This window comes from Pullulanibacillus sp. KACC 23026 (assembly GCF_029094525.1).
GTDB lineage: Bacteria > Bacillota > Bacilli > Bacillales > Sporolactobacillaceae > KACC-23026.
In genome coordinates this window covers 331,394-356,093 of record NZ_CP119107.1, presented here as the reverse complement: position 1 = coordinate 356,093, position 24,700 = coordinate 331,394, and the positions used below count along the sequence as shown (strand labels likewise).

At 44.9% G+C, this 24,700-nt stretch carries 17 protein-coding genes; 2 read left to right on the top strand and 15 right to left on the bottom strand.

Annotation, left to right across the window (positions count from 1 at the left end):
- Positions 1 to 281: 281 nt before the first annotated feature.
- The 8 genes from icmF to PU629_RS01605 form a co-directional block, all read right to left on the bottom strand.
- Positions 282 to 3,515: a fused isobutyryl-CoA mutase/GTPase IcmF gene (icmF, locus tag PU629_RS01640; RefSeq protein ID WP_275282525.1), complete on the bottom strand. Its 3,234-nt coding sequence runs from the start codon at positions 3,513 to 3,515 to the stop codon at positions 282 to 284.
- Positions 3,516 to 3,559: 44 nt separating this feature from the next.
- Complete coding sequence (locus PU629_RS01635) at positions 3,560 to 4,231, bottom strand: TetR/AcrR family transcriptional regulator (protein ID WP_275282524.1); 672 nt, start codon at positions 4,229 to 4,231, stop codon at positions 3,560 to 3,562.
- An 860-nt stretch (positions 4,232 to 5,091) separates the two neighbouring features.
- Positions 5,092 to 6,234, bottom strand: coding sequence for an acyl-CoA dehydrogenase (locus tag PU629_RS01630; RefSeq protein WP_275282523.1), 1,143 nt, complete (start codon positions 6,232 to 6,234; stop codon positions 5,092 to 5,094).
- Positions 6,235 to 6,252: 18 nt separating this feature from the next.
- Positions 6,253 to 7,392, bottom strand: coding sequence for an acyl-CoA dehydrogenase (locus tag PU629_RS01625; protein WP_275282522.1), 1,140 nt, complete (start codon positions 7,390 to 7,392; stop codon positions 6,253 to 6,255).
- A gap of 49 nt (positions 7,393 to 7,441) precedes the next feature.
- The gene (locus PU629_RS01620) at positions 7,442 to 8,299 is read right to left on the bottom strand and encodes a 3-hydroxybutyryl-CoA dehydrogenase (protein WP_275282521.1); all 858 of its coding nucleotides are present in this window, start codon (positions 8,297 to 8,299) and stop codon (positions 7,442 to 7,444) included.
- 54 nt (positions 8,300 to 8,353) lie between these two features.
- Complete coding sequence (locus tag PU629_RS01615) at positions 8,354 to 9,532, bottom strand: acetyl-CoA C-acetyltransferase (protein ID WP_275282520.1); 1,179 nt, start codon at positions 9,530 to 9,532, stop codon at positions 8,354 to 8,356.
- Positions 9,533 to 9,770: 238 nt separating this feature from the next.
- Entirely contained in the window at positions 9,771 to 11,891 is a 2,121-nt protein-coding gene (locus PU629_RS01610; RefSeq protein WP_275282519.1) for a (Fe-S)-binding protein, read from the bottom strand.
- Between the two features lie 399 nt (positions 11,892 to 12,290).
- On the bottom strand, positions 12,291 to 12,479 hold the full coding sequence (locus PU629_RS01605) for a hypothetical protein (RefSeq protein ID WP_275282518.1): 189 nt from the start codon (positions 12,477 to 12,479) through the stop codon (positions 12,291 to 12,293).
- A gap of 463 nt (positions 12,480 to 12,942) precedes the next feature.
- Here PU629_RS01605 and cls point away from each other — a divergent pair, with 463 nt between their 5' ends.
- Positions 12,943 to 14,154, top strand: a complete 1,212-nt coding sequence (gene cls, locus PU629_RS01600; RefSeq protein ID WP_275282517.1) for a cardiolipin synthase — start codon at positions 12,943 to 12,945, stop codon at positions 14,152 to 14,154.
- An 81-nt stretch (positions 14,155 to 14,235) separates the two neighbouring features.
- Here cls and PU629_RS01595 read toward each other — a convergent pair whose 3' ends face one another.
- From PU629_RS01595 to speE, 6 genes are all read right to left on the bottom strand, one after another.
- The gene (locus tag PU629_RS01595; RefSeq protein ID WP_275282516.1) at positions 14,236 to 15,021 is read right to left on the bottom strand and encodes an alpha/beta fold hydrolase; all 786 of its coding nucleotides are present in this window, start codon (positions 15,019 to 15,021) and stop codon (positions 14,236 to 14,238) included.
- Positions 15,022 to 15,221: 200 nt separating this feature from the next.
- Positions 15,222 to 16,895: an arginine--tRNA ligase gene (argS, locus tag PU629_RS01590; protein ID WP_275282515.1), complete on the bottom strand. Its 1,674-nt coding sequence runs from the start codon at positions 16,893 to 16,895 to the stop codon at positions 15,222 to 15,224.
- Positions 16,896 to 17,130: 235 nt separating this feature from the next.
- Complete coding sequence (locus tag PU629_RS01585; RefSeq protein ID WP_275282514.1) at positions 17,131 to 17,556, bottom strand: YwiB family protein; 426 nt, start codon at positions 17,554 to 17,556, stop codon at positions 17,131 to 17,133.
- 75 nt (positions 17,557 to 17,631) lie between these two features.
- The gene (locus PU629_RS01580; protein WP_275282513.1) at positions 17,632 to 18,222 is read right to left on the bottom strand and encodes a CNNM metal transporter family protein; all 591 of its coding nucleotides are present in this window, start codon (positions 18,220 to 18,222) and stop codon (positions 17,632 to 17,634) included.
- 303 nt (positions 18,223 to 18,525) lie between these two features.
- Positions 18,526 to 19,398 (bottom strand): agmatinase, encoded by an 873-nt coding sequence (gene speB, locus PU629_RS01575; protein ID WP_275282512.1) that lies wholly within the window; start codon positions 19,396 to 19,398, stop codon positions 18,526 to 18,528.
- Between the two features lie 44 nt (positions 19,399 to 19,442).
- Positions 19,443 to 20,273 (bottom strand): polyamine aminopropyltransferase, encoded by an 831-nt coding sequence (speE, locus tag PU629_RS01570; RefSeq protein ID WP_275282511.1) that lies wholly within the window; start codon positions 20,271 to 20,273, stop codon positions 19,443 to 19,445.
- Between the two features lie 612 nt (positions 20,274 to 20,885).
- Between speE and PU629_RS01565 the strand changes: the two genes are divergently transcribed.
- Positions 20,886 to 22,961, top strand: coding sequence for a transglycosylase domain-containing protein (locus tag PU629_RS01565; RefSeq protein WP_275282510.1), 2,076 nt, complete (start codon positions 20,886 to 20,888; stop codon positions 22,959 to 22,961).
- A 423-nt stretch (positions 22,962 to 23,384) separates the two neighbouring features.
- On the opposite strand, the gene PU629_RS01560 is transcribed toward PU629_RS01565, so the two are convergent.
- The gene (locus PU629_RS01560; protein ID WP_275282509.1) at positions 23,385 to 24,458 is read right to left on the bottom strand and encodes an undecaprenyldiphospho-muramoylpentapeptide beta-N-acetylglucosaminyltransferase; all 1,074 of its coding nucleotides are present in this window, start codon (positions 24,456 to 24,458) and stop codon (positions 23,385 to 23,387) included.
- Between the last annotated feature and the right edge of the window lie 242 nt (positions 24,459 to 24,700).

Here is a 24,700-nt window from a genome sequence, read left to right as displayed (position 1 = left end):
CAAGCTCTCCCGTCTGTTTTAAGTCATAATAGCATCCCGCTCATGACGCGTCATGGCTCACTCAAGCCTTTAACCCGAGGATTCAGTGCATGTCTTCTTCGGCGCTTGAAGGCGGCGACCCCGAATTCGCGATTAGGCATTAGACGTCACTTCAATTTATCAGGACGGAATGTTAATTGATACTGCATCACTGAGAAAAATGGCTTGAAGTCCTTTTCGCGTTTCTCGGTAACCTTTAAGAGTGTCATTTTCGTCTATCCAGGGCACTTGCCTGTTTCTTATTACATATTTCGTCGGTATTGTCCGCCCACTTCATAAAGTGCATGGGTAATTTGACCAAGGCTTGCCACCCTTACAGTGTTCATCAGCTCTTCAAAAATATTGTCACCATTAAGCGCCGCTTCCTTAAGACGCTCTAGAGCTCTACTTGCCTCTTCTATGTGCGCTTCTTTAAACGCCTCCAAATTAGCAATTTGCTGCTCTTTTTCCTCACGGGTCGCACGAGCGAGTTGTAAGTCGAGTTCTTCCTCTTTTGGCGGATTGGGATTCAAATAAGTATTCACACCGATGATAGGGAGCTCTCCCGAATGCTTTTGCATTTCATAATGCATAGATTCCTCTTGAATTTTCCCGCGCTGGTACATCACTTCCATCGCTCCCAAAACACCGCCGCGCGAATTGATCCGGTCAAATTCAGCGAGAACCGCTTCTTCAACTAAGTCCGTCAGCTCTTCAATGATAAAGGAACCTTGGAGTGGATTCTCATTTTTCGACCAGCCGAGTTCCTTGGTAATAATCATTTGAATAGCCATCGCTCGGCGAACCGATTCCTCAGATGGCGTTGTAATCGCCTCATCATAAGAATTGGTATGAAGGGAGTTACAGTTATCAAAGATTGCCATCAGCGCTTGAAGCGTTGTTCGGATATCATTAAAATCAATTTCTTGTGCGTGAAGGGAGCGGCCGGAGGTTTGTGTATGGTACTTTAATTTTTGACTCCGCTCGTTTGCACCATACTTGTTTTTCATGACCGTAGCCCATATTCTCCTGGCTACGCGGCCAATAACCGTATACTCTGGGTCTAATCCGTTAGAGAAAAAGAAGGAGAGATTAGGTGCAAAGTCGTCAATTTTCATTCCTCGGCTTAAATAATATTCGACATACGTAAATCCGTTCGCAAGTGTGAAGGCGAGCTGCGAAATAGGGTTTGCTCCTGCTTCTGCAATATGGTAACCGGAGATAGATACCGAATAATAGTTTCGTACGGCATGATCGATGAAATATTGCTGGATATCCCCCATCATCCGCAGAGCAAACTCAGTCGAGAAGATGCAGGTGTTTTGCCCCTGATCCTCTTTTAAAATATCCGCTTGAACCGTTCCACGAACCGTTCGGAGCGTCCATTCTATTATCTCTTTTGCCTCATCCGGAGTCGGTTTTCGTCCCTCTTCTGCCTCAAATTTCTCAAGCTGTTGATCAATAGCCGTGTTCATAAACATGGCGAGAATAATTGGGGCAGGACCATTAATTGTCATGGAGACCGAGGTGGACGGCGCACACAAATCGAACCCCTCATAAAGCTTCTTCATATCATCAAGCGTACAGACACTGACACCACTTTCTCCAACCTTCCCGTAAATATCAGGTCGGCGGGCAGGGTCTTCACCATATAAAGTAACGGAGTCAAAAGCTGTGCTCAAGCGTTTCGCCGGATCATCCTTTGACAAGTAATGAAAACGGCGATTCGTCCGCTCGGGTGTCCCTTCACCAGCAAATTGGCGCTTTGGGTCCTCACCCTTTCTCTTAAACGGGAAGACGCCTGCTGTAAACGGAAAAGAGCCTGGGACATTTTCTGTGTATACCCAAGTCAATAGGTCGCCCCAATCTTGGTATTTAGGTAAAGTGACTTTCGGAATAGCGAGACCTGATAAGCTTTTTGTTTTAAGCTCTGTTACAATTTCTTTCCCGCGTACCACAGTAGTTAATTGGTCCTGTGCGTATTGTTCCTTCAGGTCATCCCAATTCTCAAGGATCTTTTTGGAATCCTCATGGAGGAGATCCCACCATTTGCATTGATAACGCTCGAGTACAGCGAGTTCTCCCTGATCCACCTCTCTTTCTTCTTTTAGCGCCTCAAGCGTTCCTTTTACTTGGTAAGCGCGGCGGGCCAATCGGGCTTGTTCCTGCACAAAGGCTTTATAGTCGACTATCGTACGGACGATATCATTCAGATAGTTCGTTCTGTTTGGCGGAATAATAACGCTTTCTTTTTTTACTTTGAAGTCCTCTTGATGCGGCACTACCCAATCCTCATTCTTCGTCTTTTCCCTAATGATTTCCATAAGCGCTGCAAACAACCGATTCGTTCCGGCATCATTAAACTGACTGGCAATCGTACCATAGACTGGCATCTCGCTTGGCTGATGGTTAAACAAGAGGTGACTGCGCTGATATTGCTTACTGACATCTCGGAGCGCATCCTCCGAACCTTTTCGATCAAACTTATTTATACAAATAAGATCGGCAAAATCAATCATGTCAATTTTTTCAAGCTGGGAGGGAGCACCGTACTCACTCGTCATCACATACATCGCCACATCAGAAATATCCGTGATTTCCGCATCCCCTTGGCCGATTCCGCTCGTTTCAATTACAATTAGATCAAATGGGGCAAGCTTCGTTACTTGAATAGCCTCACGAATCGCATTCGATAACTCTGATTTAGATTGTCGGGTCGCCATCGAACGCATAAACACATTCGGATGATTGATGGCATTCATCCGGATTCTGTCGCCGAGCAGTGCCCCGCCCGTTTTTTGTTTCGTTGGGTCGATGGAAAGAATGGCAATCCTTTTTGTTGGATACGTCCGAATGAAACGGCGGACGAGTTCGTCGGTTAACGAGCTCTTACCAGCGCCTCCAGTCCCCGTAATGCCAAGCACGGGAATAGTGGCCGCTTCTTTCTCTTCCAACTTTTCTAGAAGCTCAGGGCTATTTTCCGCAATCGTGATGAGTCGCGCCAGAGCGGACACATCGCCTTTTTTGGTCCTCTCAACCTCATCGGTGACGTCTGTTACGGTGGGGAAATCACAGTCTTTGAGCATGATACTAATCATGCCTTCCAGTCCGAGTTCACGCCCATCATCAGGTGAAAAAATGCGGGCAATTCCATACTCATGAAGCTCTCTGATTTCCTTCGGGATAATGACCCCTCCGCCTCCCCCATATATGCGAATATGAGAGGCTCCGCGTTCCTTAAGCAAGTCGTACATGTATTTAAAATAATCGATATGGCCGCCTTGATAAGATGAAATGGCGATCCCTTGAACATCTTCTTGGATCGCGGCATTTACGACTTCCTCTACGCTCCGGTTATGCCCAAGATGAATGACTTCCGCTCCGCCTTGCTGCAAAATGCGCCTCATAATGTTAATCGAGGCATCGTGTCCATCAAAGAGGCTAGAGGCTGTCACAAAACGCACATGGTGCTTAGGCTGATATAAAGCATGACTCATACCTTTCCCTCCATTTCCTTAAATTTAACGTTATTAATTTTTGATTAACTCGATAAAAAGGCCGTGTTCGAACGTTCAGGTGTTCCTGTAGGACGGAAGGCTTGTAACCCGTTAAAAATCGTTTTGACCTGAATCGTCTTAAATTCTTCAAGCGTCATCTCCCTATGCAGGCTCCAGCGGCGAAACGCCCACATTTGGCATTGGACAAGGATTTGGTGAGAAATCAACGTCTTTTCCTTCTCACTCAATTGAAAGACCTTGCATTCCACACAATAATCTAAAATATCTCCAAAAAATGAGGCCATTTCATTTTCTTTATTCAACACATAAGGGAGGGCATCCTTGGATAAAGACTTAGCCTCTTGATACATGACTAAGACCTCATCCTGCATGTCATTCATCATGTCAATACAAGCCTCAATAGCCTCTTTTAGACTTGAAAGCCCATCCTCTTTTAAGACGATACTATCCCTTAGACGATCACTAAATTGAGTATAGATATCATCACAAACTAAATAGAGGGCATCTTCTTTCGAGCGAATATATTCATACAGCGTTCCAATACTGAAGCCCGATGCCTTGGCAATTTCACGGGTCGTCGTTCTATGAAACCCCTTTTCAGTAAAAAGTTTTACAGCCGCCTGCACAAGCTGACTGCGCCGCTTGCGAATCAATTCTTCATCCTTGACCTGCGTCTCCACATTTTTTTGCGCCATACTATTATTCACTCCCTTCACTTTAGGATTTTTGGGGAGGCTGAGACTTGGATTGAGCTTCTCGGATTTTGGACCTGACTTTGGACTTGGGATCGACCTTCTTCGATTTTTGAGTGAGCTTCTATGATTTTTGGCCGACCTTCTCGGATTTTGCGGCCACCTTCTTGGATTTTTGGCTGACCTTCTTGGATTTTGGACCTGACTTTGGACTTGGGATCGACCTTCTTCGATTTTTGAGTGAGCTTCTATGATTTTTGGCCGACCTTCGGATTTTGCGGCCACCTTCTTGGATTTTTGGCTGACCTTCTTGGATTTTGGACCTGACTTTGGACTTGGGATCGAGCTTCTCGGATTTTTGAGTGAGCTTCTATGATTTTTGGCCGACCTTCTCGGATTTTGCGGCCACCTTCTCAGATTTTTGGCAGACCTTCTTGGATTTTGGATCTGACTTTGGACTTGGGATCGACCTTCTTCGATTTTTGAGTGAGCTTCTATGATTTTTGGCCGACCTTCTCGGATTTTGCGGCCACCTTCTATGATTTTTGGGTGACCTTCTCGGATTTTGGACCTGACTTTGGACTTGGGATCGAGCTTCTTCGATTTTTGAGTGAGCTTCTATGATTTTTGGCCGACCTTCTCGGATTTTGCGGCCACCTTCTCGGATTTTTGGCTGACCTTCTTGGATTTTGGACCTGACTTTGGACTTGGGATCGAGCTTCTTCGATTTTTGAGTGAGCTTCTATGATTTTTGGCCGACCTTCTCGGATTTTGCGGCCACCTTCTCAGATTTTTGGCCAACTTTCTTGGATCTTGGGCAACCCTTGGGATCCAGGGCAACCCTTGGTTTTAACACGTTTTAGTCAGTCTTTTAATAGGTACCGAGAAATGACGAGGCGCTGGATTTCATTGGTGCCTTCGTATATTTGGGTGATTTTGGCGTCGCGCATGTAGCGTTCGACTGGGTAATCCTTTGTGTAGCCGTATCCGCCAAAAATTTGCACGGCTTCCGTTGTCACTTCCATGGCGATGTCTCCAGCAAAGAGCTTCGACATAGCAGAAGCTTTGCCATATGGGAGGCCTTGAGTTTCGAGCCAGGCGGCTTGATAGGTTAATAGACGGGCTGCCTCAATCTTTGTGGCCATGTCTGCCAGCTTAAAGGCAATAGCCTGGTTGCTTCCAATAGGTTTGCCGAATTGCTTGCGTTCCTTTGCATAGTCGACTGCCTTGTCTAAAGCACCTTGGGCAATCCCAACCGCTTGGGCGGCAATCCCGTTTCGGCCGCCATCGAGTGTCATCATTGCAATTTTGAAGCCATCCCCGACATTCCCCAAAACATTTTTTGCAGGGACGCGACAATCCTCGAAGATTAATTCAAGAGTTGGGGAGGAACGAATGCCTAATTTCTTTTCTTTTTTTCCAAAAGAGAAGCCAGGGGTTCCTTTTTCAATAATGAAGGCGGTTGTTCCTTTGTGCTTGCTTTCAGGGTCAGTCAGCGCAAACACAATATAGATATCTGCTATTTCACCATTTGTAATAAAAATTTTATTGCCGTTTATCACATAATCGTCTCCGTCACGCTTGGCTGTTGTCCTCATGCCGCCTGCATCTGAGCCTGAACCCGGCTCCGTCAAACCGTATGCCCCGATTTTTTCTCCTAAGGCAAGGGGACGAAGATAGGTCTGTTTCTGCTCTTCATTACCAAACTTATTTAACGGCCAGCTGGCAAGTGACGTATGAGCAGAGAGGAGCACGCCTATTGAAGCGTCTACCCGGGAGAGTTCCTCAACCGCTATGCAGTAACTGAGATAATCCGCGCCTATTCCGCCGTAGTCTTCAGCCCATGGGATACCTGCCAGACCAAGCTCCGCCATCTTTTCAAAAATAGAGTGGTCATAGCGCTCTTCTTCATCACGCTCTGCGGCGGTTGGCTCAACTTCCTTAATCGCAAACTCACGGACCATTTTGCGAAGCATGTCATGTTCTTCACTTAATTTAAAATTCATTGTGTTAGTCCCCTTTTGCTAATTTAATAGTTGTTTTGAAATAACGATGTGCTGGATCTCGGACGTGCCTTCATAAATTTCCGTCACCTTAGCATCGCGGAAATAACGCTCGACAGGGTATTCCTCTGTATAACCGTAACCGCCAAAAACTTGGACAGCCTCTATTGCTGTTTTGACAGCCGTCCTGGAGGCCCAAAGCTTAGCCATAGAGGCCTCTTTCGTACAAGCTTGGTTGCGGTTGACGAGATCGGCTGCTTGATAGACAAGAAGCTTGGCGGCCTCGATCCGGGTGGCCATATCCGCCAATTTAAAAGCAATGGCTTGTTGGGAGGCAATCGGTTTGCCAAATTGTTTTCTTCGATTCGCATACGTGCGTGCATGCTCAAAAGCGCCTTCTGCAATGCCTAGCGCCTGAGCAGCTATGCCAATACGTCCTTTGTTCAGGTTAGCCATCGCAATTTGAAAGCCTTGGCCCTCTTCTCCCAAACGATTGGCTACCGGTACACGGGCATTTTCAAACTGTAAAGGAACCGTGCTTGAGCCGTGCAAACCCATCTTTCGTTCCGCTTTTCCATGAGTGAATCCCGGGGTGCCTTTCTCAACGATAAACCCCGTGATCCCTTTATGACCTAATGAGGCGTTCGTTTTGGCAAAAACAATAAAGATATCCGCTTCTCCACCGTTCGTAATAAACAGCTTGGAGCCATTCAACAAATAGTCATTTCCCTCTCGAACCGCTCGTGTTTGGAGATGGGCGGCATCTGATCCTGCTCCTGATTCTGTCAAAGCAAAAGCCCCGATAGCCTCTCCGGAAGCAAGCTTAGGAATGAACCGTTGTTTCTGCTCCACCGTTCCAAAATTAAGAATGGGAAACGTGCCGACCGAAGTATGAACGGAGAGAATCACCCCAAGAACAGGACTGACTTTTGAGAGCTCATGAATGGCAATGATATATGAGATAAAATCCATCTCTGAGCCGCCAAACTTTTCAGGGACAGGAATCCCCATAAGACCTAACGCCCCCATTTTCTTTACCAATTCGATTGGGAAACGGTCCTCTTTCTCCATTCTCGGAATCTCTGGCTCAACTTCCTTTTTGGCAAACTCCTGAACCATGCGACGCATCATGTTTTGTTCATCGGTAAAGAGAAAATGCATGCTAGCACCCGCCCTCTTATGAATTTCGTTTTAATGCCCGTGGAAGTATTTAGGAATAGGTGTAGAAGCCTTTTCCCGTTTTCTTTCCAAGCCAGCCTGCTTTGACGTACTTTCTTAACAACGGGCAAGGGCGATATTTATCATCGCCAAATCCGTCCTGGAGTACTTCCATAATATATAAACACGTATCAAGACCGATAAAATCAGCCAAAGTCAGTGGGCCCATTGGGTGATTCATGCCGAGCTTCATCACTTGGTCGACCGCTTCTGGCGTTGCCACCCCTTCATAAACCGTATAGATCGCTTCGTTTATCATAGGCATCAATATTCGATTGGAAACAAAGCCCGGAAAATCATTGACTAGAACCGCTGTTTTGTTTAATTTTGCCGCTGCTTCATTAATGATTTCATACGTTTCGTCAGACGTTTGCAGACCGCGAATGACTTCAATTAATGGCATGACCGGAACCGGATTCATAAAATGCATGCCGATGACTTGTTCAGGACGATTGGTGACCGCGGCGATTTCTGTAATAGGCAATGAGGATGTGTTGGAAGCAAGGATCACATGAGCAGGTGCCAGTGAATCAAGCTCCTTAAAAATCGACGTTTTGACCTCCATATTTTCTACAACGGCCTCGATGACTAAGTCCGCATCTTTACAGGCTGATAAACTATTGACCTTTGTAAGCCGGGCTAATGTGCATTGCCTGTCTGCCTCACTGAGTCGTCCTTTCTCAACCTGACGAGCTAACCGAGACGCAATGCCCGCCATTCCTTTTTCCAAGGCTTCCCGATTGGTATCAAAAAGCATGACGACATACCCGGAAGCTGCTGCTACTTGGGCAATTCCAGAACCCATCTGGCCCGCACCAATGACCATTACCGTACTAATCGATTGACTCATGTTACATCCCCCTTTAAAATCTACCTTTGTATATTTATAACTTTTATAAAAGCCTTAGACTTGGACGAGGATCGCGTCCCCTTGCCCGCCTCCGCTGCAGATAGCGGCAATTCCTAGTCCGCCTCCCCGGCGCTTAAGCTCATATATAAGTGTTGTGAGGATTCGAGCACCGCTTGCCCCGATTGGATGTCCAAGCGCAACGGCTCCTCCATTTACATTCACTTTATCAGGATCAAGCTCTGCTATTTTGTTGCTGGCTAAAGCGACAGCCGCAAAGGCTTCATTAATTTCAAATAAATCAATGTCCTCGACTTTTCTACCCGCTTTCTTTAACAACTGATTGATGACTAGCCCAGGTGTTTCAGGGAAGTCCTTAGCTTCAACGGCAATAGCTTCGTGGGCTAAGATCGTCGCTAGGATCTCCTTCCCCTGTCTTTCAGCGGCCTGTTCATCCATGACCACTAGGGCACCGGCTCCATCATTAATTCCTGGTGCATTTCCTGCTGTGACCGTTCCATCCGGGCTGAAGGCTGGTTTTAGAGCTAGCAGCTTCTCAAGCGTTGTATCGCGGCGCACCGCCTCATCCGTATCGACTGTCAAGCATTCCCCTTTTCTCTGTGGAACTTCAACAGCTAAAATTTCGTCTTTAAAAATCCCTTGATCAATCGCTCTCGAAGCTAACTGATGACTTCTATACGCCCAGGCATCCTGGTCTTCCCTTGTAATTCCGTACTTCGCGGCTGTCTCGCTTCCATATATCCCCATATGAACATTTTGGAAGGTGCAGGTTAGACCGTCATGTATCATTAAATCGATCACTTTCTGGTCACCCATGCGGTACCCGAAGCGAGCATTTGGTAGAAAATAAGGAGCATTGGACATGGACTCCATTCCGCCGGCAACAATGATCGCAGCATCGCCTGCACGAATGATTTGGTCCGCTAAAGTCACACTCCGCAAACCGGATGCGCAGACTTTATTAATCGTTTCTGTTTTAACCTCCCAAGGCAAGCCGGCTAAGCGGGAAGCCTGACGAGAAGGGATTTGCCCTTGACCGCCTTGAAGCACCATCCCCATTATGACTTCATCGACCTTGTCTCCTGCTAATTCTGCTCGCCTCAACGCTTCCTTAATAACCATTCCCCCTAAATCGACAGCCTTAAGTGGACTTAATGCGCCCCCCATCTTCCCAAAAGGGGTTCTGACTGCGCTTACAATTACAGAATGGGTCATAAAATCATTCCTCCTAATTTATATAAAGTTTATTTTGACAGCGTTTTCATAGTAAATTAAAAAAAATAGCGGTCATTTAAGTCTGTTTTCGTTTCATGAGGGTCGCCCGCTCAGAGTCCATTGATCAGGTTGCCTTTAACTGATTGAACGCTCGCTCGGCATAGTTCCATAGAAGAGGGGCAGACAACCGCGCGTCTCACCCCACCCTTTTCTAATTTTCAGTATACCATACATTTCCCTAAACAGCTTGGTCTTCTTTTGCTGGAGGTGTTATGGATCGTTCGACGAGTTCCACGATATCAAAAGTCGAAATTTGATCCTCTACTTCCTTCGCTTTCGTTCCATCGCTCATCATCGTCAAGCAATACGGACAGGCACTGCTGATGACGGTTGGATTAACCATAATGGCCTGCTCTGTGCGTGCCACGTTAACACGTTGACCCGCCTTTTCTTCCATCCACATCATCCCGCCGCCTGCACCGCAGCACATAGCTGATTCACGGTTGCGTTCCATCTCGACCAATTCAATGCCCGGGAGGCTCTTTAGAATCTCACGCGGCGGATCATAGACCTCATTATAGCGGCCAAGATAACAGGAATCGTGATAAGTTACTCGCTCATTCACAGGATAAACTGGTTTGATCTTGCCTTCCTTAATCCATCTGTCTAGCAGTTCGGTATGGTGATACACCTCAACATCTTCTAAACCAAAGTCCGGATATTCATTTTTAAAAGTATTGTAAGCATGCGGGTCTGCTGTAATGATTTTCTTCACGCCATTTTTCTTGAATTCTTCAATATTCTTTTGCGCGAGCTCTTGGAAGAGGAATTCATTCCCAATCCGGCGCGGCGTATCACCAGAATTTTTTTCTTTATTGCCGAGGATGGCAAAGGAAATACCGGCTTCATTCATCACCTTAGCCAAAGACTGAGCAATTTTTTGACTGCGATTATCATAAGACCCCATGGAGCCGACCCAGAAGAGATACTCGAAGGTTTCCCCTGCTTTTTCAACTTCCTTAACCGTTCTTACTTCAATGTCATCACGGCCTTCCCGCCAGTTTTCACGTTCTTTGCGGCTTAAGCCCCATGGATTGCCTTGGCGCTCAATATTCGTAATGGCACGCTGAGCATCGGCATCCATTTTTCCTTCTGTAAGAACAAGATAACGGCGAAGGTCAATGATCTTATCCACATGCTCATTCATCACTGGACACTGATCTTCACAGTTACGGCAGGTCGTACAGGCCCAAATCTCTTCTTCGGTAATGACATTGCCAATGATCCCATCCATGAGAACGCCTTGACCAGCGGCAGCTTCTTGTTGCCCCTGACTCATTTGACTGTTTCTGGCCAGCTGATTGGCCGTCGTATGAGAAAAGGCGTAAGCGGGCATCCATGGCGTGCGAGAGGTAACCGATGCCCCGTACTGCGTTAAATGATCTCTTAATTTGACGATCAAGTCCATTGGCGAAAGCATTTTTCCGGTACCTGTTGCTGGACACATGTTTGTGCAGCGCCCGCATTCAACGCAAGCATACAAATCAATAAGCTGACTTTGCTGGAATTCGTTGATCTGGTTGACACCAAAAGTCTCCTGCGATTCATCTTCAAAATCGATGGACTTTAAACGCCCTACTTTGTGGGTACGTCCCAGAAAAACATTCACAGGTCCGAAAATAAGATGCGCGTGCTTAGATTGCGGAACATAGACAGCAAAGCTCAAAAGGACTAACAAGTGCATCCACCAGAAAATATAGAAACCAATTTCAGCCGCTTGAGAGGGCAATCCTTGAAAAATATAAGCGACTGCTGAAGCGAGCGGCGACCACCAAGAGGCATGATCCCCAAGCCAAATCATCTCTAGTCCATTGGCCATCAAAACAGAGAACATCAAACCGCCGATAAATAAGAGGACAAGCCCCGCCTTAAACCCTCTTTTTAGCCGCACAAGCTTTTCAATATAACGACGATAAAACGCCCATACAACTGCAACAATGATCATCAGAGTGACGATTTCTTGAAAAAACTTAAAATAAGGATAAACCGGTCCGAGCGGCAAATGATGTCCTGGTGCGAGCCCCTTCCAGACAAGATCAATGGCCCCGAATTGAACCAGTATAAAGCCATAAAACATCATGACATGTATGGTCCCACTCTTTTTATCCTTAAGCAGCTTTCGCTGACCAAACACATAAATAAGAAAGGCGTTCAAGCGCTCTTTAAGAGTTTGGTCCCACTCTGCCTTTTTTCCTAATTTAATAAAGGCAATACGTGTTTTCATAACATGAACAAATAAATAAATGCCGTAGCCTAACACGATTAAAAAAATGAGCCAGTTAACCAGTTGCAGTATCATCCCTACAGCTCCTTTCCATTTCTCCAAACCATCTCTCGATCCATAAAAACCCTTACCCTTTACAATGTAAGCCATCACAAAACTGAAATCAACTAATATTCTGTTACATGGATTATAACACAGAATATGAAACTGAGTGAATACTCATTCATTATTTTTTATGAAACAGCACATTACTAAGATCAGAACGCTCGTGCCATTAACTTCTTGTTGGCACAACATGTTTTTGCAGCCCAATATAGCGCGTCTCCTCTTAACACTTAGCTTCGAACGGCCATTAGGAGCCCGAATAGTGTAATCTCGTTACGTCTAACTTCCCAAAGTGACCCCTTTCAACGCGAATAGCACATTCTCGTTACGCCTAATTCATTTTTGCGTAACGACGATTCACTATTGGCTCTAATCAAGGGGCTTTTTGGAGTCATAGCGCATTCTCGTTACGCCTAACTTTTTTAAGCGTAACGACGATTCCTTATTGGCTCTAATCGAGGGACTTTTTGGGGCATAGCGTACTCTCGTTACGCCTAACTTTTTTAAGCGTAACGACGATTCGCTATTGGCTCTAATCGAGGGGCTTTTTGGAGTCATAGCGTACTCTCGTTACGCCTAATTCATTTTTGTGTAACGACGATTCCCTATTGGCTCCAATCGGCGGCCTTTTCGGGGTCATAGCGTACTCTCGTTACACCTAACTTATTTAAGCGTAACGACGATTCACTATTGGCTCTAATCGGCGGAATTTTGGGAGTCATAGCGCATTCTCGTTACGCCTAATTCATTTTTGTGTAACGACGATTCCCTATTGGCTCCAATCGGCGGCCTTTTCGGGGTCATAGCGTACTCTCGTTACACCTAACTTATTTAAGCGTAACGACGATTCACTATTGGCTCTAATCGGCGGACTTTTTGGGGGCATAGCATATTCTCGTTACACCTAACTTTTTTAAGCGTAACGACGATTCCTTTTTCCTGATTGAATTATTTAAGCCTACTTTCGGATAATCTAATACTAGTACGCCATCTGTTACCACGACAAAAGGGGAGTTCATTCATGTTAATAAGACTAATCAGCCTTTTAATTACCGTTCTCTTAGTCGGGGTTATTTTTGCCGTTTATCTCCTCATTGAGGGGGCTCTTCAAATTAAGCCGAAACCTCATGCCTCTCCTCCCCCAAAACGCAGGAGTGATTTGAGACTTTTTATCGATGGACGACAGTTTTTTGATGTCCTGCAGCATGACATTCTCCATGCAACGGATCATATCCATCTGTCTTTTTATATTTTTCGCTGGGATGCGCTTGGGAAGACCATCATTAACCTTTTAAAGGAAAAAGCACAGTCCGGAGTTCAGGTTCGATTATTGTTAGATGCCATTGGCAGTCATGGCCTCCCAAGGTCTGTTAGAAAATCGATCCGTTCAGAAGGGATTGAGCTTCAATTTTCTGAGCGCCCTAAATGGCAATCTTTATTTAAATCCATTAATATCCGCAACCATCGAAAGCTTGCCATCATCGACGGTCACATTGGCTATTTTGGCGGATTTAATGTTGGGGATGAATACATTGGCCGAGACAGCCATATGGGGCATTGGCGCGATTATCACGTCCGTGTTACCGGCGAAAATGTAATAGACCTCCAAAACTGTTTTATAAGCGATTGGGAAAAGGCGATTGGCGCTCCCATCGTTTCGAACACCCATTACTTCCCACCGCTGCAGCCAGGCTCCTCACTTGTCCATATTATGGCAACACCAGAAACGAAATCTTTGGAACACCTTTTTGTTGAACAGCTTGAAAAAGCAGAAAAGAGTATTTTTATTGGATCTCCCTACTTCAATCCCACTCAGCGGGTTATGGAGCTTCTGTTACAACTCCTAAAGAGAGGTGTTGCCATTACCATTCTTCTGCCTGCAAAAAAAGACCACCCAATTGTTAAGCCCATTTCCTATCACTACCTAGAACCCCTTCTAGAGAATGGGGCCCGGATCTTTCATTATTATCTCGGCTTCTACCATGCGAAGGTGTTCATCATTGATGGGAAACAAGGTTATCTTGGCACGGCCAACTTTGACCAACGCAGCCTCTTTCTCAACCTGGAAATGAACACTATTATTGAAGACGAATCCTTCATTCAGAAACTTGAAAATGAGACAAAAGATGACCTCATGAATGCCATCGAGATCACACTAGATGATCTAAAACAGCGATCCTGGATTGAAAAAAGCAAAACCGCTCTTTGTTATCCGTTTATTCCTTTGATATAGGAAAAGGGCCGCTTGGAAAGTGCTCAAAAAAAAGGAAGGTCGACTCTCAGTGAGAATCTAGTGAGAGCCGACCTTTTTGTATTATTGTAAAGCAGCTTTTGTATCATTCCGCAAAAATTGGTCAATGATCTTGTTGAACGGCCCAGAAAAAAGAGTTGGCAATTGGTGATTACCCTTATCAATGTAGGCCAGTTTGGCATGGTCGATTTGCGTTTTCATTTGCTGCGAATAGCGTTTCAAATAACTTTTGGAGCCATACATCAACAAGATCGGGACATTTTCTAAGTGCCAGGCCACTTGTGTTCCATCATAATTCTTGAGTTCACGGTACATGGCCTCGACAACACCAGGGTCATTCTTTGTTCCATAATCAAAAAGCTCCTGTTGCTCTCTTGGGTTTTGGCTATGGGATTTGGCAATGATTTTAGACAACAGCCCTCTTCGCTTCCATCTTAAGAGCGCCATACCCAGTCTAAACTCCAGATCCAACAAGAGAGAATCCACTTTCAAAAAGCCACCTGACAAAATTAAGGCGGATACCTTTTCTGGATAATGACTGGCAAAGGCTTGGCAGATGATTCCTCCCGCTGAATAGCCCAAAAAGGCTGCTTTCTGCAAATTCAAATGAGTTAACAGCTCATTCAGGTCCTCAACTAATCGAGGCACTGATACATTCTGAACATGACGATCACTATGCCCATGACCGCGCAAATCAAGAAAAATTAAGCGGTAATGCTCAGCCAATTCTTTTTGGTTCTTGAACACGACATGCCCCATTAGAGGGGGGTGAATCATAATCAGAGGCTGTCCTTCCCCCACCGACTCGTAAAAAAGTTTTACTCCATCTGTGGTTTCAAACTTTGGCATCGTGCCACCTCCTTATAAATTAAAAAAATGGAGATTGCTTCTCCATTCTTAGTGTTTGTTGCAAAGACCTAAACTAATCACGAACTAAAGCTGTGAATCAAAGCCTACCTAAAAGCTTATTACCAAGACTTCCAAATTCTTGAGGTTTATTCTCATGAAAAAAACGCCCCAATTAGGAAAGGGGCGTTTGGAATCGTTCGTTACATTTTTTCGGGTGCTGAAACACCAATCAGTTCAAGACCGTTTTGCAAGGTAATCTGGACAGCTTTTACTAAGGCGATCCGCTCTTTTGTTTTTTCCTCATTCGCTGAGTCAATGACTTTTTCAGCATTATAGAAGCTGTGAAGTGTCGATGCCAGCTCGAACACATATTGCGTTAACCGTTGGGGGGCAAGACGCTCGGCTGCATCGGCCACCGCTTCAGGAAACTCCCCAATTTTCTTAAGCAAATCGATATCCTTCTCTGATGTTAAATGAGAAAAGCTAAGTTCTTCAGGCTTGTCCGTTAAATAGGCTTCCGCTTGGCGCAGCATGCTGCAGATCCGGGCATGAGCATATTGAACATAGAACACAGGATTTTCATTGGATCTCGATACCGCTAAATCCATGTCAAAATCTAAATGGCTATCCGAACTTCGCATGGCAAAAAAGTAGCGCATCGCGTCAATGCCAACTTCTTCCATGAGCTCACGAAGGGTGACCGCTTTGCCTGTCCGCTTGCTCATTTTTACTTTCTCACCATTTTGGAACAGACTTACCAATTGGATAATAACAACATCTAGGCGCTCTTTGGAATAACCAAGCGCTTCAATCGCTGCTTTCATGCGCGGAATATAACCGTGGTGATCGGCGCCCCACACATTAATCAACTTGTCAAAACCGCGGTTTAGCTTGTTTTGATGATAGGCAATATCAGGCGTTAAATACGTATAACTGCCATCACTTTTGACAAGAACGCGATCCTTGTCATCCCCAAATTCAGTGGAACGGAACCACAATGCCCCATCTTCCTCATAGGTATGGCCCGCTTCCTTCAACTTCTCCAAAACGGTATCAATTTCTCCTGATTGATAGAGACTCGTTTCCGAAAACCACTCATCAAAAGGTACTCGAAAATCCTGCAAGTCCTTACGAATAGCTTGAATCAAACGTTGGACTCCGAAATCACGGAGATATTGGAGACGGTCTTTCTCAGACATCTCACGAATTGATTGCCCTTCTGATTCAGCTAATTCTTTTCCGAATTGAACAATATCTTGACCATGATAACCGTCCTCCGGCATCTCCTGCTCAAATCCCAAGGCTTGATTATAACGAGCTTCAAGAGACCGTGCGAGATTATCAATTTGATTCCCTGCATCATTGATATAATACTCAGCAGATGCTTTGTAGCCTGCCTTTCTTAACACGCGAATCAGGACATCCCCAACTGCCGCACCGCGGGCATGACCTAAGTGAAGACTTCCGGTTGGATTGGCTGAAACAAATTCAATTTGAATGCTCTTTCCTTCACCCACATTCAATTCACCATAACGATGGCCTTCATGCAGGACAGTTGGTACTAACGCTGTTAAAAAACGAGTATCCAAATAGAAATTAATAAAGCCTGGCCCGGCAATTTCGATGCGCTCTATGTAGGCCTTCTCTCTATTAATATGCGCCACGATGGCCTCAGCAATTTGCCTCGGAGCCTTTTTCGCAATGCGGGCGAGCTGCATCGCCATATTGGTGGCATAGTCTCCGTGTGATTTTTCCTTTGGCACCTCCAAATTAACCTCTGGGAGCTCTGCCTCTGATGCAAGACCTGCTGCTAATACAGCTTGTCCTATTTCATGCTTTAGCTGCTGCTTTACTTTATCGACGATCGTCGTCATCCAAAATTCCTCCTGTATTCCTGACAAACCTTAAAGCGACCCGTTTATCCCGAGTAGGCGTTCGTGTGATTTATGTAATAGCTGTATTTTTAAAAGAATGGGTTTTGAGACTTACCCACAACAAGACACATCTCCACCAATTAGAATGAAAACGCGTTTCGCCTTGTTCTTTACACATTTTATTGAATACAGTCTAAAAAATGGTGAGCAAGCCAATCCCAATATATAGCTTACACTAAATGGCTTTTAACTTAAACTGGAGTGAGAATTCACCTGCGAATTCATTTTGCAAATGGAGAACATAAGTGATTAACACATCCCCGGTCTTTTCATCCCAGTTAAATTCATAAGCTTTCATAGTTGCCGCTATCACAAATGGCCCCACAGGACTTTGATACTGGCCCGTGGTTTCTTCTCCCAAAGTTAAAGGGAGACGCATATTAGTGGTTCCTTTTCGCATAATAAGTGCCTGATCATCCGCTAATTTGATCATGTGAGTCATCTGACCTAATTCCGGAGTTGATTCAACATAGCTCAAATAGAAACTGGCACCCTTTTTCTGCAATTGACCGTTCATTGAAGACCTAATCGTTTCTGCAGGCTCATTCGGATGCTTTCTTCGGCTTGTAAAATCAATGGCAACTTGGATATCTTCTAACATAATACCTTCCTCACCGCTCATGCTCTTCGTCAATTGTTAAGCTTATCTTAAAACCGTTGCCATAATTTTTGGCTTTTATACATTCGTCCGTTTCTTGGTCTTTTTCTTTTGGCCCTCTCGAGAAAAAGCCTGGAAAACATCTCCTGATATACGGGCAGCAAAAAGAATAATGGTGGTTGGGTAGTAAACGGCAATCGTTTTCCCACAAGCCTTCGCGCCAATTGTCAAAGCTGTAGCCATGACAGTTAAGGCAATTGAAAACACTTCATCCAGAAAACCCTCAACACCAAAATTATGAGCCATTGATTCACCCACAGCTAGTGCAACAGCACCGCTTAATACACCCGCTATATCGCCGATTACATCGCTACATACACTAGCCACGCGCTCTGCATTTCGGACAATCTTAATAGCAAAGCGGGCCCCGTGAATTTTCTTTGAGGCCATCGCATGAAAAGGCGGTTCATCCGCTGCCGCTGCTGCTACCCCAATCATATCAAAAAAGGCACCAAATAGGACAATGAAAATAACGATTAGAATACCAAGAAACCAAGGGACTTGGTTCATAAAAAGTGTTGCTCCATCAAAGATGGCACTTAAGGGAATCGAAAGCAGTGTGACGATGAGAATAAAACGAAGCGCTCGATCCATCGAATGCTTCTTCATAACAACAAAAATCCTCCCTTTTACCCGATTCCAACCAAACGTCACAAACCCTAAATAGATTTTAGGGTATATAGACTATATTTTATACTAGCTAAGCGGAAAATACTATTAAAAGCCTACTTTTTGAAGCTTCCATGTGAGAAAAGCGGCCTCTTTTTAAAGACACCCTGCTGGCACTTCCAACAGAATAAAAATTAAAGAGAACCCCTCAAGAATTGCCACTTAAAATGGGCATTTCGATCCATCAGTGGCTCCTGCATTTGAAAGGTTCTCTTTTTTTCTTAACGGTTTACCGACAAGCCTTTATTTTACAAAACCAAGTAAATATTCACGGACAAACTTGCTGGCAGCGATAGAGGTTTGCTCTCCTGAGTCATAAGGAGGCGCCACTTCTACCAGGTCAGCTCCCACCACTTTCACATCGGAATGAGCAATAAGCTGGATCGCTTCAAGCAATTCTTTGGATGTAATGCCTCCTGCTTCAGCTGTCCCTGTTCCAGGTGCATGAGCCGGGTCCAGCACATCGATATCAATCGTAACATAGACTGGCCTCCCAGCAAGCTTAGGCAAATGCTTTTTGAGCGGCTCGGCTACCTCGAATTTCTCCATCGTCATGCCCGACGTCTTCGCAAATTCAAATTCCTCGCGCATTCCGGACCGAATTCCAAAGGAGTAAACATTTTCTGCCCCCATAAGGTTACAGGCTTTTCGCACAGGTGTAGAATGGGATAACGTTTCTCCTTCATATTCCTCTCTTAGGTCGGCATGGGCATCAATATGAATGAGCACAAGATCGGGGTACACTTTATGAAAAGCTTTTATGATTGGCCAGGTCACAAGATGCTCACCGCCAAGACCAATAGGAAACTTGCCGTCTTTTAAAAGCTGATCAATATACCCTTCAATTAAATCAAGACTTTTGGCCGCATTACCAAACGGAAATAAAATATCCCCGGCGTCATGGTAGCGAACCTCCTCCAAATGGCGGTCCATATAGGGAGAATATTCTTCCAAACCAATTGATGCTTCACGGATGCGTCCCGGACCAAAACGAGAGCCTGGCCGAAAGCTTACTGTATAATCCATCGGCATCCCGTAAATAACCGCCTGAGCGTCATCATAACTCGCCCGGCTCATAATAAATACCTTACCTGAATACGCTTCATCAAAAATCAAATCTGTTCCTCCTCTAAACCTTCATACTGTATCCTTTTTTTCATTTATTCCCCCGCTAAATCCTTAACAAATTTCGGCAGGACAAAGGCCGCTTTGTGCAATTCTTTTGTATAGTACTTCGTCTTTAGGTCGTGGAACCGTCCTTCTTCTACTTCTATTGGATCATAGACTTTGGAGCCCATTGTAAACGTCCAAAGTCCGCTCGGATAGGTTGGAATGTTTGCGGTATAAAGACGGGTAATCGGAAAAATCTCCTTCACATCGCCTATTACTTGACGGATTAAATCCGCTTTAAACCACGGATTATCTGTCTGAGCAATGAAGAGCCCGTCGGCTTTCAACGCGCGGGAAATTCCTTCATAGAAGCCTTTTTCAAAGAGCTTGACGGCTGGACCAACCGGCTCTGTGGAGTCAACCATAATGACATCATACTCGTTATGGCTTTCCGCAATATGCATGAAGCCATCTCCAACAATAACCTCTACCTTTGGGTGATCAAAAGCAGATGCAATATGAGGCAGATGCTTTTTGGATTGCTCAATCACAGCTCCATCAATTTCGACAAGGGTGACCTTTTCAACTTCCGGATGCTTCACAACCTCCCGGATAACCCCGCCATCACCGCCGCCTACTACTAACACTTGCTTTGGATGAGGGTGGGTAAAAAGAGGGACATGAGCGACCATCTCGTGATAGACAAATTCATCCCGTTCAGTTGTCATCACCATCCCATCAAGTGTCAGCATATTTCCAAATTCCTCGGTTTCGAGCATATCCAATTTTTGAAAAGGCGTTTGTTCCGTATGTAAGGTCTGTTTGATCTTTGCAGTAATCCCGAATACCTCTGTTTGCTTTTCTGTGTACCAAAGCTCCACAGCAACCACTCCTTCATTTTTTATACTATCAGAGTCAAATCTTTCAGCGTTCTCGCTTGCAAAAAGATAGTATAAGAAAAACTATAAGGCTTTTCACCATTGAGCACCTGGCGACTAGCCAAGCTTTTCTAAAAACCACCATATAAAGCTATGGAATTTTTAAATTGAGTCCTAGAGGGTTCTATTGCTTACCAAACTTGGTTTACTGATTTCTCAGGTCGTCTAATCTCCTTACTTTTCACCTTTCTAATATGGATAAAAAACAGCCCTAGCATACAAAGTATAGTAGAACAGGTATCAATTGCAAACTATAATTTTACATCATTCGCTATTTTTCGCACGAAACGCGCTGAGTCATGTTTAATCTCCTCACTCTTGAAGCATACTTAATTAAATAATAGAACCACTTATGGACTCAAAAAAAAGCATAGTTAGTGAAGTCAACCATGTTTTTCACAAAAGTCAGGTGCTAGCTAAAACCTCTAGCTGCTTGGACCACTTAAAACCTCAACAGGACAACCTTTCAGCGGTCCATAGCTATCTTAAGGGAGCTTGTGCCTCACCTTTTAAACTTAAAGAATGTTAGAGCTCTACATAGAAAGGGTGCCAATCATGGAGATTGTGACAGGACAACATAGACAACGAGCCAAAACTTTTCTTAAATGGGCCTTTCGTGCCGCCGTGATCTTCTGTTCCCTGCTCATTTTTTGCCTAGCGAGTCTCTGGCTCTATGCGAAAATACTGGGGGCTCCGAAGATCCAAGTCCCGCAAACAACGGTTTACTACTCGACCAATGATGAAGTGATTGGCGAGACGGAGCATGACAGTCAAAACCGCTATTGGGTTTCACTTTCAAATATCGCGAAGCCTCTGCAACAGGCAACCATTGATATTGAGGATAGACATTTTTATGACCACCACGGCTTTGACCTTCGCCGGATGGCAGGGGCCGCAATAAAGGACGTTACCACCTTGTCCAAGGCGCAAGGAGCGAGTACGATTTCGATGCAGTATGCCCGTAACCTGTTCCTATCAAATGACAAAACCTGGAAGCGGAAATTTCTTGAAGCCTTTACCACTATGAGGCTTGAAATGAACTATTCTAAGTCGCAAATCCTAGAAGGTTATTTAAATACGATTTATTACGGCCACGGCGCTTATGGCATTCAGGCCGCATCTAAGTACTATTTTAATAAAAATGCTAAAGACCTTGATCTCGCAGAATCCGCGCTATTAGCCGGCATCCCTAAAGGTCCCACTTACTACGCGCCTGATGTTGATTTTGATCGTTCGAAAGCCAGACAGCGGCTCATTCTTAATGCTATGGTAAATGCCGGGGACATAACGAAAGCGCAGGCCGAAAAGGCTTATAAAGAGAAATTAACTTTAGTCACCACCCATAAAGGGACTAAAGAAATGGCCCCCTATTTTCAAGACGAAGTTCAGCAGGAATTAAGCAAGCGGCTAAACATGACTAACGAACAAATTGCAACAGCCGGGCTTAAGGTCTATACCACTTTGGATGCCAATATGCAGAAAAAGGCGGAGTATTGGGTCAAAAAGGTCATTAATCCGAAGTCTAAAATTCAAGCAGCCCTCGTGACGATGGATCCTAAAACAGGTGCTGTTAAAGCCATGATCGGCGGACGGAACTACCAAGAAGATCCTTATAATCTTGCTGTTCAAGGTAAGCGGCAGCCAGGCTCCAGTTTTAAACCATTCTTGTATTACGCAGCACTGCGAAATAATTTCACACCGTCGACAACTTTATTGAGTGCGCCAACGACTTTTCATTATGATAATGGAAAGCCGTATAGTCCGGAGAATTATGGCGGGTATTATGCGAACGGTCCGATTACCTTAATGCAGGCTTTGGCCCTGTCTGACAATATATATGCCGTGAAAACAAATCTGGCCATCGGCATGGATCAACTCGTTACAACCGCGAAGGAGATGGGCATTACGAGCCCGCTTGAACCGATCCCATCTCTCGCTCTCGGAACGAAGCCAGTCAGCGTCTTGGAAATGGCAAATGCCTACAGCACCATTGCCGACCTAGGAAAACGAGTGACCCCGCACTATATTACAAAGGTCGTTGATCGATCCGGTCATGTGATCTATCAATGGAAGCCAAGCAGCAAACAAGTGCTTGATCCAGCAACTAGCTTTGTCTTATCCCAGATGATGACGGGTATATTTGATCCTAAATTAAACGGCTACTCAACAGTGACAGGAAACAGTGTCCGTAAGATTCTGACCCATACGGTTGCAGCTAAGACGGGCTCAACGGACACAGACAGCTGGATGGTCGGGTTTACACCTAATCTAACGACCTCTGTCTGGGTGGGTTACAAACAATGGAAGCCGATCAATACTTATCCTGATTCAAGATATTCAAAATCGATTTGGGCTAATTATATGGAGGATGTGCTTCAAGGACAGCCGCGAGATGCTTTTAAAGCCCCTGATGGCGTTGTCAAGGCATGGGTTGACCCAAGCACAGGTTTATTAACTTCTAAAGATGCAAAGAACGCACGATTAACGTACTACTTAGCGGGTACCGAACCTACCCAATCGGATCAGACGGCTAAGGACGCTCAGAGCAAAAACGGGGCAGATTCGCTTAAGCATGACCAACACAAGAGCGGCGGCCTCGTGAAATGGGTCAAGCATTTGTTTTCCTGGTAAGACTTAGATAAGTAAATAACGAACCGCAAGCAAGGGGTTTGTAACGGACATCTCGTCTGCTGCAAATCCCTTCTTGTTTAGCTTAATTTAAAACTTTTAAGGTGAGCGCTGTCACGATAGAGGACAGAGCCTCGGGAAGACGGGATCCCGAGGCTCTGTACCTAGTAATATGTGTGTTTAACTTAAGTTTACGTCTTATTAAAGGCCGACACAAGTTCAACACAGAATGTTCAAACAATGTTCAAATTTTCACTTGTATGATGATCTAATCGTTTTAATAAAAGTGGCCCTGATAGACACTGGACGTCACCATAAGAGGCTCGGAAAATAGGCCCCCCTCTTTCTGTGATGCCGTTGTCCTTAATGCGGCGGCCGCATAATCGGCCCCCTATCCGCTCCTTTAGAGTGTTAAACCCTAATAACTCAAGACGATTGGCTCATTGTCTCAATCAATTGATAGAGTTTTTGCAGCGGAGATTCGCCTTGGTCCTCCGCCATTTTCTTCTGATAAGCTTCCCGATTAGCATAAATAGTCATCACTTTTTCTAAAAAGGTTTCTGGATTCAAGTCTTCTTCTAAAAGGACATCGGCAAAGCCTGACTTTTTAAAGGACTCCGCATTTAACACCTGGTCACCGCGGCTTGCATTTTGCGAGAGCGGAATCAGGAGCATCGGCTTTTTCAGCGCCTTAAATTCAAAGATCGCATTGGAGCCTGCTCGTGAAATAATCACGTCAGCCATTGCTAGAAGGTCTGGCAGTTCCTCTTTTATATAGTCGTATTGCTGATAACCTCTGCGTGACAGGGAGGCATCCACATTTCCCTTCCCACATAAATGAACAATCTGAAAGTCCTTCAATAAATCATCCAAGTTTTCGCGAACCGCCTGATTAATTTTTCTGGCACCGAGACTGCCCCCCATAATAAGGAGGACTGGCTTCGTCCTGGTAAAATCAGTAAATTGACGTCCTTTTGCCGCATCGCCCTTGAATAATTCTTCTCGGATAACCGCCCCGAGATAGATTGTTTTTGCCTCAGGAAGAGCCTTAGCCGTTTCAGGAAAGGTCGTGCAAACTTTGGTTACAAAGGGGATCGAAAGTTTATTCGCAAGTCCTGGTGTAATATCTGATTCATGGATAATGGTTGGTACGCCATTCAGCTTGGCTCCCAGTACAACCGGAACCGAGACAAAGCCGCCTTTTGAAAAAACAACGTCTGGCTTAACTTTTTTTATAATCCGATAGGCCTCCCAGATTCCTTTTACCACCTTAAAAGGGTCCTTAAAGTTATTCCAGTCGAAATAGCGGCGAAGCTTACCTGTTGAAATACTTTTGTAATCGACTCCCTCGACCCCGCTTACAAGTTCTCGCTCAATCCCATTGACTGAGCCAATATAAGTGATTTCCCAATCCGCTTCACGGAGTTTTGGGATAAGCGCGAGATTAACCGTCACATGCCCGGCCGATCCGCCTCCAGTTAATACAATCTTCCTTTTCATGACTTGACCCTCCAATAATCATCCTATGTAAAGAGCTGCACACTCAAAATTAATGATCCTGAATTTAGTTTAAATGAATGTTAAAAAACATCCTCTTCTAATTTAAGCGCTCAATGCCTGTCCATTCAAGTCCTATGTCACTATCATCGCCAACTTTATTGAGAAACCATCATCCAAAACCCATCCCATAGGATGATTCGTGGGTCTGTTTGTTTTTCTGACAGCTCATTTCATTTCTATAA